We start from the raw sequence: 9460 nt of genomic DNA on the forward strand, positions 1-9460 counted from the left end.
GCCATGAGCCAACAAAATAACGACCACATTGTTAGCCGCGACTGGCGCGGCCGCGCAGTGGAGTTCAGCGAGGATGCTCGCCGAGCCATGCTGCTGCTGGAGCCACTGCTCAATTCCGGGGATCTTGTTCTTCGGCCGGACCGGTATATGGGCGGCCGGTTGATGTTCCATCCTTCTCGCAAAGCTGCGGAAGTTGACCATCCAGAAGTTGCGCCGGCCGAGTTAATTGGCTCCGGTCTAAACCCCCTGGAGTCCGCAATTCGGGATGTGGTAGGCCTGCTAAACGACCAGGCGATATTCCTAGCTGAGAGCAACTTTACCGACGCTCAGCGTACAGGCCATCGGTTTCTCAGTGAGAAACTAAATAGCCATTTGAATCAGCTGCTTAGCATCCAGCTTGACGCCGTTCGGCCAGGGTGATGGCTAAGGCGCCATACACTCCCTGCAAGCTATACATTGACGGCGCTGATGGCATAGCGGTTGGCGACTTCATCACCACCGCAGCCGGGTCTGCATACTTGGTGCAGACGCTTCGAGTAAGCCGCGCCAAGCCTGAGCGCAAGCACATGCAGTGCCTGCGCTGGCCTATTGCTGAGGTGCCGCCTGATGCGCGGCGCTACCAGCTGACTTGGTACAAGAGATGAGGAGCACCGGTCATGGACAAGGTGTATGTCACGATCGTCTACCGCCATAGCTGGTGGTTGAAGTACTACATGGCCGGCGTTCTCGTCGTGTCCCGTATCACCGGCCGTGAGCCGGACATGGGTCGCGTCTCTCGATGGATAGAGCGCGGCATTAAGGTCGAGTTGCGCTGATGGGAAGGCTCAAGATTTTGGGGGCGCGCATCAAGGAGAGCGCAAGTTCGCGGGTCAAGGTGGTCACGCCTGGTAGCTGGCGTAGCGGCATGACCAGCTCCCAGCGTGGCTACGACTACCGATGGCAGAAGGCGCGAGAGCATTACCTCAGTGAGCACCCGCTCTGCGTGTTCTGCGAGCGGAACGGCCGAACTTCTGCCGCAAAGGTGGTTGACCACATCGTGGCGCACCGCGGTGACATGGTTCTCTTCTGGAATCAGACCAACTGGCAGAGCCTCTGCAAGCTCTGCCACGACTCTGTCAAGCAGTCTGAGGAAGCGGCTGGAATCTTATAGCGCTATAAAAATCTTATTTTTATAAGAAAAATTGGATGAAGAGGGCTGTAGAAATCCGCATTTCGCCCCGGATTGGTGCGACCGGCCTCGAAAGGGCCGCTGAAGCGTCCGAATCGTCACTAATGAGACGAATTCTCATCAAAAAGGGGTAGGGGGGTCAAAAGCTAAGGATTCTCCTCTAGCTAGACCGCCTCCGACCCCACGTAGACATTTTTCTCCCCCCTAAAGGTTTTTGTTAATGGTGTTAACAGACAAACAGCGACAGTTTGTTGACGCTAAGGCCCGGGGCGCGTCCAACAAAGAAGCAGCGGAAGCCGCGGGCAGTAAGCCCTCGACGGCTGCCGCAGCTGGTTCGCGCTGGGCCAATGATCCGAAGATCGCATCCGCAATTCTGGCTCGTAGAGCAGAGCTCAGTGTTAACCCTGAGCCGAAACAACGGCGCAGCAAAGCGAAAGCCGATGAAGCCAATGAAGCCCCCGTCGAGATGAACGAGGCCGACGGAGAGTTCCTTAGCTGCCTGCCTTCAACCAATGATCCATTGGTCTGGCTGCTCGCGCTGATGAACGAACCCCGGGCGAAAGTCTTCGACCGGCGCAACGCTGCGCAGACCGCCGTGCCGTATATCCACGGGAAGAAGGCCGAGGCGGGCAAGAAAGACCAGAAGGCGGAGGCCGCGAAAGAGGCCGGCAAGGGCAAGTATTCCCAAAGCAAGCCGCCCCTTACTGTCGTCAAGGGGTGACGCATGCTTTGGACCACGGCCTGCCCTGACTGGTGGCGGCGCCTGGCTGCCAGCGAATCAATCATCCCCGAACCGCTATTCCCCCAGGAAGCAGAGGAGAGTCTTGAGGTTTTCAAGGGGCTGCGCATTGTCGATGCCCCAGGTAGCCCAACCATTGAAAGTGCATGTGCTCCATGGGTACTGGCTTTCGCAGGGGCTGTTTTCGGCAGCTATAACAGCGAGACAGGCGAACGCCTGATTCGGGAATTCATGCTCTGCATCCCGAAGAAGAACAGCAAGTCGACCATTGCTGCTGCGATCATGTTGACTGCGCTGGTCCGCAACTGGCGTAAGTCGGCTGAGTTCATCATCCTCGCGCCGACCAAAGAGATTGCCGACAACGCCTTCGTCCCGGCCAAGGACATGGTCAACAACGACGAAGAGCTGAAGGACCTGCTGCACGTGCAGCCACACCTTCGGCTGATCACCCATCGCGAGACGGGTGCCACGCTGAAGGTCGTCGCTGCTGATAGCGATGTGGTGGGCGGCAAGAAGGCCGTTGGCGTGCTGATCGACGAGGCCTGGCTGTTCGGCAAGAACCCGAAAGCCGCTGACATGATTCGGGAGGCCACCGGTGGCCTGCTGTCCCGACCTGAAGGCTTCGTCATTTGGTTGACCACCCAATCGAACGAGCCACCGGCCGGGGTGTTCCGGTCGAAACTGAATTATGCCCGCGGCGTGCGTGATGGCCGCATCAACGACAATCGCTTCCTGCCGATCATCTACGAATTCTCGAAAGAGATGATCGACAGTGGCGCCGCGCGCAAGCCCGAGAACTTCCACCTGGTGAACCCCAACATGGGGTTCTCGGTAGATCGCCCCACGCTTGAGCGTTTGTTCATGCAGGCTGAGATCGACGGCGAAGCGGAGCTGCGTGGTTTCCTGGCCAAGCACCTCAACATCGAGATCGGCCTGGCCCTGATGTCGGACGCTTGGGTAGGCGCAGAGTTCTGGGAGCCACAGGCGGTTACCTGGCTCAACCTGGAGCAGATCCTTGAGCGGTGCGAGGTCATTGATGTGGGCGGTGACGGCGGCGGCCTGGACGACTTGCTCGGGCTTGCCGTCATAGGCCGAGAGACAGGTACGCGACGGTGGTTCCACTGGGCTCATGCCTGGGCCCACCCCTCGGTGCTTGAGCGGCGCAAGTCCGAAGCACCCAGGCTCAAGGATCTCGAATCGATTGGCGATTTGACCATCGTCAAGCGGATAGGCGATGACGTCGAGGAGTTCGCAGCCATCGTCAAGCGCATCAACGAGACGGGGCTGCTGGACAAGGTCGGCCTCGACCCCGCGGGAATCGGTTCTGTTCTCGACGCCCTGGCTGATGCCGGTGTCGAGGAAGACAAGATTGTTGGCATTTCCCAGGGCTGGAAGCTCACCGGCGCGATTAAGACGACCGAGCGCAAGCTTGCCGAGGGCACGTTGCTGCACTGCGGCCAGCCGCTCATGGCCTGGTCCTGCGGCAACGCCAAAGGGGTGCCTTCGGCCAACGCCTTCTTGATCACCAAGCAAGCCTCGGGCACGGCAAAGATCGACCCGCTGATGGCTACATTCAACGCCGTTTCTCTGATCAGCCTCAATCCTGAGGGTCGCGGAGGAATGGACAATTTCATGGCTGGCATTCGGGACCCACTGATCGCATGAACGCACTTCATATTTTCATCGCCTGCGCTCTGGTGGCTTTCTGCCTGGCATGTGCCGGGGTATGGGTTCTGGTCGGCACTGGCTGGGCCCTTCTGGCGGGGTCGATGAGCTTCTTCTGCATCGCCGGCTTCCTTCGCCGAGGGCTGACCAGTGATTAAAACCTTATCCCAGGCATTGGGTGCTGCAGCCACCAAGCCTTCAGCCAGTGTTGGTGAATGGCTGGGCAGGACCATCAAGCTGTCGGATGGCGGATTCTGGAGCGCCTTCTCGGGCGGTCAGTCCAGCAGCGGCAAGTCGGTCAGCGTGGACAAGGCGATGCGCCTTTCTACCGTGTGGGCCTGCGTCCGCATCATTTCCACCTCGGTGGCGGGGTTGCCGTTGAGCATCTACAAGCGAATGCCAGATGGTAGCCGCGAGAGTGCTCGGGACTTTCCGCTCTACGACGTTGTGCACACCAGTCCCAACGAGGACATGGCCGCCTTCCACTTTTGGCAAGCAGTCGTTGCCTCGATGCTGCTGTGGGGGAATGCTTACTGCGAGATCCATCGCTCTGCTGGCCGCGTCATCGCGCTGGACTTCCTGATGCCGTCCCGGGTTGACCTGGAGTTCGATGATGACGGTCGGCTTAGGTACTTCTTCAGGCCGCGAAAGGGCGCGCGTCGAGAGATCGCACGGCAGAACATGCTGCACATCCCGGCCTTCACCCTGGATGGTCGGGTCGGCCTTTCCGCCATTCGGTATGGCGCGGATGTATTCGGTTCGGCGATGTCAGCTGACGATGCCGCCAATAGCACCTTCCGCAACGGCATGATGCCTACAGTCGCGTTTTCGGTGGACAAGACGCTGAACCCTGCGCAGCGCGTTGAATTCCGCGAGTACGTCAAGACGATCTCTGGGGCCTTGAACGCTGGCAAGAGCCCAGTGCTTGAGCAAGGCGTGAAGCCGGAAATGATCGGCATCAATCCTGCTGACGCTCAGCTGCTGGAGTCGAGAGGGCACAGCATCGAAGAGATCTGCCGCTGGTTCGGTGTGCCGCCCTGGATGGTCATGAAGACGGACAAGGGCAGTAACTGGGGCACAGGCCTGGAGCAACAGCAGATCGCGTTTCTCACCTACTGCATCATGTCCTTCACGGCGCCGATCGAGCAGTGCGTGAACAAGTGGTGCATGACGGCGGTGGACCGCATCAATTTCTATTCGGAGTTCTCCCTCGAGGCGTTCTTGAGGGCTGACAGCTCCGGACGCGCCGCGTACCTCAGCACTATGGCCCAGAACGGCTTTATCACTCGGAACGAAGGTCGTCGCAAAGACAACATGCCGCACATGCCTGGCGGTGATGTCCTGACGGTTCAGTCAAACCTGGTGCCGCTGGACCAGTTGGGCAAGCAAGATGATGGTCAGGCCGCAAGGGCCGCACTGATGAACTGGCTGAAACAGCCGGAAAAGTAAATCTCGGGAGCAATCCATGAAGCACAAAATCCAGTCTCGCGGCCTTCGCAGCGAGATGAGCCCGCGCGCGCTCGATAAATGGAACCCCGCGATCCAGGCGGCCGTTGAGAACACCTCGGACACCATCACCGTGTACGGCGTGATCGGCGAGGACTGGTATGGCGAGGGTGTCACGCTGAAACGAATTGACGCTGCGTTGCGGGCAATCGGCGAACGTGATGTGACCGTCTACATCAACTCGCCAGGTGGCGACATGTTCGAAGGCATCGCCATTTACAACCGTCTCCAAGAGCACAGCCACCAAGTCACCACCAAGGTCCTCGGCATGGCTGCCAGCGCTGCTTCGGTTGTCTTTCTGGCGGGGAAGAAGCGAGAGGTGGCCAGCAGCGCCTTCCTCATGATTCACAACTGCTGGACTTACCTCGCCGGCAATCGCAACTACCTGCGTGACATTGCCGACGACATGGAAGAGTTCGACGCCGCGATGGCCGACCTCTATGCCGAGACCAGCGGGCAGTCGGCGGCTGACATGGCCGAGCTGATGGACGACGAAACCTACATCCGCGGCAAGCGTGCCGTGGAGCTCGGCCTGGCCACCGGGCTGCTGTCGTCCACCGAGGTCACCGAGCGCGAAACCGAAGATGCCGCCCAAGCCAATGCGCTCAAGGCCATGGATGTTGCCCTGGCCAAGGGCGGTATGCCTCGGTCCGAGCGCCGCGAGCTGTTCGCCAGTTTCAAGTCCGGTATGCCTCGCGCTGCCGGCGGGGGCACGCATAACGCTGCCTCGACCGATAAGCCCCGCGCTGTCGCGCCAGACCTCTCCGCCTCTCTGAGCGCGGCAACCAATATCCTCAATTCTCTGAAAGGAAAATGACCATGGACTTTGAAGCTCAAGTCAAAGAACTCAATGCCAGCCTGAAGGGCATTGGTGATCAGATCAAAGCGCAGGCTGAGGCGACCGACAAGCAGCTCAAGGCTTCCGGTGAAATGTCTGCCGAGACGCGCGCAAAGGTCGATGAATTGTTGACCAAGCAGGGCGAGCTGAATGCCCGCTTGGGCGAAGCTGAGCAGAAGCTGGTGAACGCCAGCCGGGACCGCGGCAACCAGGATGAGCCGCAGAAGTCGGTCGGCGCCCTGGTGGTCGGCAGCGAAGAAATGCAGGACGTAAGCTCCTCCTTCCGCGGATCGCGTCGTGTGTCCGTCCCGCGTGCGGCCATCACCACTGCAACCGGCGGCGACCTGGTGCCTGCTCAGCGTTTGGCTGGCGTAGTTGCTCCGCCTCAGCGTCGGCTGACCATTCGCGACCTGGTGGCGCCGGGCCAGACTGAGTCGAACTCCATCGAGTACATCCGCGAGACTGGATTCACCAACAACGCGCGTACCGTTGCGGAGAACACCGCCAAGCCTTACTCCGACATCACCTTCGCGCTGGCCACCGCGAACGTCCGCACCATTGCTCACCTGTTCAAGGCTAGCCGGCAGATGCTCGACGATGCCAAGGCGCTGCAGAGCTACATTGATGGGCGCGCTCGTTACGGCCTGAACATGGCGGAAGAAGCGCAACTGCTTTACGGCAACGGCACCGGTGCCAACCTGCAGGGTCTCGTGACGGTTGCTCAGCTGTATGCCCCGCAGGCCGGCCTGACGGTGGTGGGCGAGCAACGTATCGACCGCCTGCGCCTGGCGCTGCTGCAAGCTGAACTGGCTGATTTCCCGTCGGATGGCATCGTGCTCAACCCGATCGACTGGGCGGCCATTGAGCTGACCAAGGACGGCGAGGGCCGGTACATCATTGGCCAGCCTCAGGAAGGCACCAACGCGAAACTCTGGAATCGCCCGGTTGTTTCGACTCAGGCCATGACCCAGAACGACTTCCTGGTAGGTGCCTTCAAGCTCGGCGCACAGATCTTCGATCGCATGGAAATCGAAGTGTTGATTTCGACCGAGAACGACAAGGACTTCGAAAACAACATGGCGACGATCCGCGCCGAGGAGCGCCTGGCGTTCGCGATCTACCGCGACGAAGCGTTCGTTACTGGTCCCCTGGTCACGCCTTAACCCATCCGCAACGCGGCGCCAGAAATGGCGCCCCAATGGAGTAATCCAATGGCACGTAAACAGGAAACACCAGCATTCACGGCTGATGCGAAGGATCCGGCAGCGACCAGTGATTCCAGCATCGGCCCGTCTGACGCTGCCGGGTTGCCTCTTTCGCCTGGCGGCGCGCTCGTTCCAGACGTTGGAGGCTCCGGCGATTCGGGCACCCCTGTAACTGCTCCAGGCCCGGAAGATAGCGCGGTTCCGGTGCTGCAGGAGGGGTTGGGAACAGACTCCTCTGGTACTGCCGTGGTCACGGGCGAGCCTGTTGACTCTGTCCAGCCCGTCTTGGCGGAAGGTAATACCGAGGATGGCATCAATCACCCGGCGGCCGAGGAGCAGGGGCAGGCTAGCCCCAATCCTGTGACCCTGCAGATCTATCCGATGCGGTCCTACATGGATGAAGGCGAGCTTCGTCGTCGTGGCGGGCCTGCTTATACGGTCCCGCGCCGGCATGCGGAGGAACTGGTGCAGCGGAATCTGGCATCGCTCGAACCGCTGAAGGAGTAAGGGTATGTCGGTCATTAGCTTGACCATTGCCCGGCATCATCTCCGAGATCCCGACGATGATGACGAATACCTGGAGCTGCTGATCGAGGCGGCAGAAGGGCAGGCTATGGACTATCTGAACCGCCGATTTTATGCCGACCAGGAGAAACTGGATGAGGCTGTGGCCGCCGGAGATGCCGGCGAGTCCCCCATGGTCTGCAACAAGCAGATCAAAGCTGCTTGCTTGCTGATCCTCGGCCACCTTTACGCGAACCGTGAGGACGTTGTGATCGGGACAATTGCCACCGAGCTTCCCACAGGTTCGGTGTCCCTCCTGACATCTCACCGGATTGGGTGGGGCGTATGAGGGCCGGACCTCTGCGCCATAAGTGCACTCTTCAGAGTTGCACTCTGGTGCCTGAACCGGGGGGCGGCAAGGCCGAACAGTGGGGCGTTCTTCGTGAATCCGTATGGGCCGAGATCGGACTACCCACCGGACGGCTCCAGCCGATTGCTGACCAGGTGCAGGCCGTAGTTACGGTCGAGGTCAAAGTACGCTACTCGCGAATTTTTGCGGCAGGCATGCGCCTGGTTCACAAATCCACTGGTGATACCTACCTGATTGAGGCTGCTCTCCCGGCTAACGAGCGCGACATGCTCCGCCTGCTGTGCTCCAACGTCATCAACCCCTGAGGAAAACCCCATGAAAGTAAGAGCCCTGGCTAATATTTCTGGCCCGATGGGTCGCAAGACCATTGGCGAAACCTTCGATGTGAAGGCAGAGGAAGGCCGCGTGCTGATCGAGAATCGGCAGGCAGAGGAGGTGTCGTCACCTGAAAAACCTTCGTCCGCGCCTAAGCGCGCAGGTTCCGACCAGGAGGCCTAACATGACTCGCCGCTCTCGGATGTCCGGCGACTTCAAGCTGCGTCGCCTGCTTCGGACTATTCACCAGACGGTGGACAACGAGGTCAGGACTTCAATGCAGGAGGGCGCTGAACGAATACTTGATAGCATGCGCCAGTTCATCCCGCGAGATACAGGCGCTGCGGCGAATGCCGTTACCGCATTCGTATCGAAAAGCGGCCTTGATGCTCAAATCGGGATCAGGGGTAAGAAAGCCAATAGGCGGTATTTCTACATGCGATTCATCGAGTACGGCACCAAGGGCTACTCGGGCAAAATCTACCGACGAGCTGACAGCAACGCAATTGGTGGTGTGCACACCAAGAATCGCGACACCACGCAGCTACGAGGGCGTCGCAACGGGTTGCGGCAGCGTGATGTTAAGAACAAGGCTGACGGCACCAACTTCTTCGGCAAATACCCTGACATTCCGGCGCGCCCTGCGCATCCGTGGCTTCGTCCAGCGATGGATGTAAACCGTGAATTCGTTTTGGCGAACATTCGTGCTGCCGTCGGCCGATCACTGTCGAAGGCAGCTAAGGGAGGTTGAATGTCCGATCCATCATTTGCGCTGCAGGTGGCTCTTCATGAAAGGCTGTCTTCTGGGTTGTCGTGTCCAGTACATGACGGCGTTCCAGACAACAGCCCTTTCCCATACGTCACCATCGATAGTTCGATCGCCGACGAGGCAGACTTCCTGGCTAGCCGAAAAGATCAGCGTTTCTTGTACCTCTCTGTCTGGAGCCAGCACCGGGGGCAGAAGGAAGTGCACGAGATCATGTCTGCCATCGATTCGCTGCTGCATAACCAGCCACTGCCGATGGCCACCGGTCACGTCGTGTCTATGCAGGTGAGGCGCAAGCAGACCAAGCGCGAGCCTGACTGCGTCACTTACCAAGGCGCCGTAACCCTTAGCATCATCACCCAGCACTGATTCACCCTTGAATCC

16 protein-coding genes are annotated in these 9460 nt (G+C 59.6%); all 16 read left to right on the forward strand.

Annotated features, from left to right (window positions below):
- Positions 1–3: 3 nt before the first annotated feature.
- Complete coding sequence (locus REH59_RS10690) at positions 4–420, forward strand: hypothetical protein (RefSeq protein WP_320450546.1); 417 nt, start codon at positions 4–6, stop codon at positions 418–420.
- Positions 420–644 (forward strand): hypothetical protein, encoded by a 225-nt coding sequence (locus tag REH59_RS10695; protein ID WP_320450547.1) that lies wholly within the window; start codon positions 420–422, stop codon positions 642–644. Before REH59_RS10690 ends, REH59_RS10695 begins: the two co-directional genes overlap by 1 nt.
- 12 nt (positions 645–656) lie before the next feature.
- On the forward strand, positions 657–815 hold the full coding sequence (locus REH59_RS10700) for a hypothetical protein (RefSeq protein WP_172901748.1): 159 nt from the start codon (positions 657–659) through the stop codon (positions 813–815).
- Positions 815–1150 carry an HNH endonuclease gene (locus tag REH59_RS10705; protein ID WP_320450548.1) on the forward strand — a complete coding sequence of 112 codons (336 nt, stop codon included), beginning with the start codon at positions 815–817 and terminating at the stop codon, positions 1148–1150. Before REH59_RS10700 ends, REH59_RS10705 begins: the two co-directional genes overlap by 1 nt.
- A gap of 238 nt (positions 1151–1388) precedes the next feature.
- Positions 1389–1889 carry a terminase small subunit gene (locus REH59_RS10710; RefSeq protein ID WP_320450549.1) on the forward strand — a complete coding sequence of 167 codons (501 nt, stop codon included), beginning with the start codon at positions 1389–1391 and terminating at the stop codon, positions 1887–1889.
- A gap of 3 nt (positions 1890–1892) precedes the next feature.
- On the forward strand, positions 1893–3572 hold the full coding sequence (locus REH59_RS10715) for a terminase large subunit (protein WP_020190892.1): 1680 nt from the start codon (positions 1893–1895) through the stop codon (positions 3570–3572).
- Positions 3569–3730 carry a hypothetical protein gene (locus REH59_RS10720; RefSeq protein WP_320450550.1) on the forward strand — a complete coding sequence of 54 codons (162 nt, stop codon included), beginning with the start codon at positions 3569–3571 and terminating at the stop codon, positions 3728–3730. The genes REH59_RS10715 and REH59_RS10720 overlap by 4 nt, the downstream gene beginning before the upstream one ends.
- A complete protein-coding gene (locus REH59_RS10725) occupies positions 3723–5021 on the forward strand; it encodes a phage portal protein (protein ID WP_320450551.1) in 1299 nt (432 codons plus the stop codon). The genes REH59_RS10720 and REH59_RS10725 overlap by 8 nt, the downstream gene beginning before the upstream one ends.
- A 16-nt stretch (positions 5022–5037) precedes the next feature.
- Positions 5038–5895, forward strand: a complete 858-nt coding sequence (locus REH59_RS10730; protein WP_320450552.1) for a head maturation protease, ClpP-related — start codon at positions 5038–5040, stop codon at positions 5893–5895.
- A gap of 2 nt (positions 5896–5897) precedes the next feature.
- On the forward strand, positions 5898–7079 hold the full coding sequence (locus REH59_RS10735) for a phage major capsid protein (protein ID WP_320450553.1): 1182 nt from the start codon (positions 5898–5900) through the stop codon (positions 7077–7079).
- Between the two features lie 48 nt (positions 7080–7127).
- Positions 7128–7628, forward strand: coding sequence for a hypothetical protein (locus REH59_RS10740; RefSeq protein ID WP_320450554.1), 501 nt, complete (start codon positions 7128–7130; stop codon positions 7626–7628).
- 4 nt (positions 7629–7632) lie between these two features.
- Positions 7633–7974 carry a head-tail connector protein gene (locus REH59_RS10745; protein ID WP_320450555.1) on the forward strand — a complete coding sequence of 114 codons (342 nt, stop codon included), beginning with the start codon at positions 7633–7635 and terminating at the stop codon, positions 7972–7974.
- A 47-nt stretch (positions 7975–8021) separates the two neighbouring features.
- Positions 8022–8300, forward strand: a complete 279-nt coding sequence (locus REH59_RS10750) for a head-tail adaptor protein (RefSeq protein WP_320450556.1) — start codon at positions 8022–8024, stop codon at positions 8298–8300.
- A 10-nt stretch (positions 8301–8310) separates the two neighbouring features.
- A complete protein-coding gene (locus REH59_RS10755) occupies positions 8311–8493 on the forward strand; it encodes a hypothetical protein (RefSeq protein WP_320450557.1) in 183 nt (60 codons plus the stop codon).
- A gap of 1 nt (position 8494) precedes the next feature.
- On the forward strand, positions 8495–9061 hold the full coding sequence (locus tag REH59_RS10760) for an HK97-gp10 family putative phage morphogenesis protein (protein ID WP_320450558.1): 567 nt from the start codon (positions 8495–8497) through the stop codon (positions 9059–9061).
- Complete coding sequence (locus REH59_RS10765; protein WP_320450559.1) at positions 9062–9445, forward strand: DUF3168 domain-containing protein; 384 nt, start codon at positions 9062–9064, stop codon at positions 9443–9445.
- Positions 9446–9460: the final 15 nt, after the last annotated feature.

This window comes from Pseudomonas sp. BO3-4 (assembly GCF_034044115.1).
Taxonomy (GTDB): Bacteria; Pseudomonadota; Gammaproteobacteria; order Pseudomonadales; family Pseudomonadaceae; genus Aquipseudomonas; species Aquipseudomonas alloputida.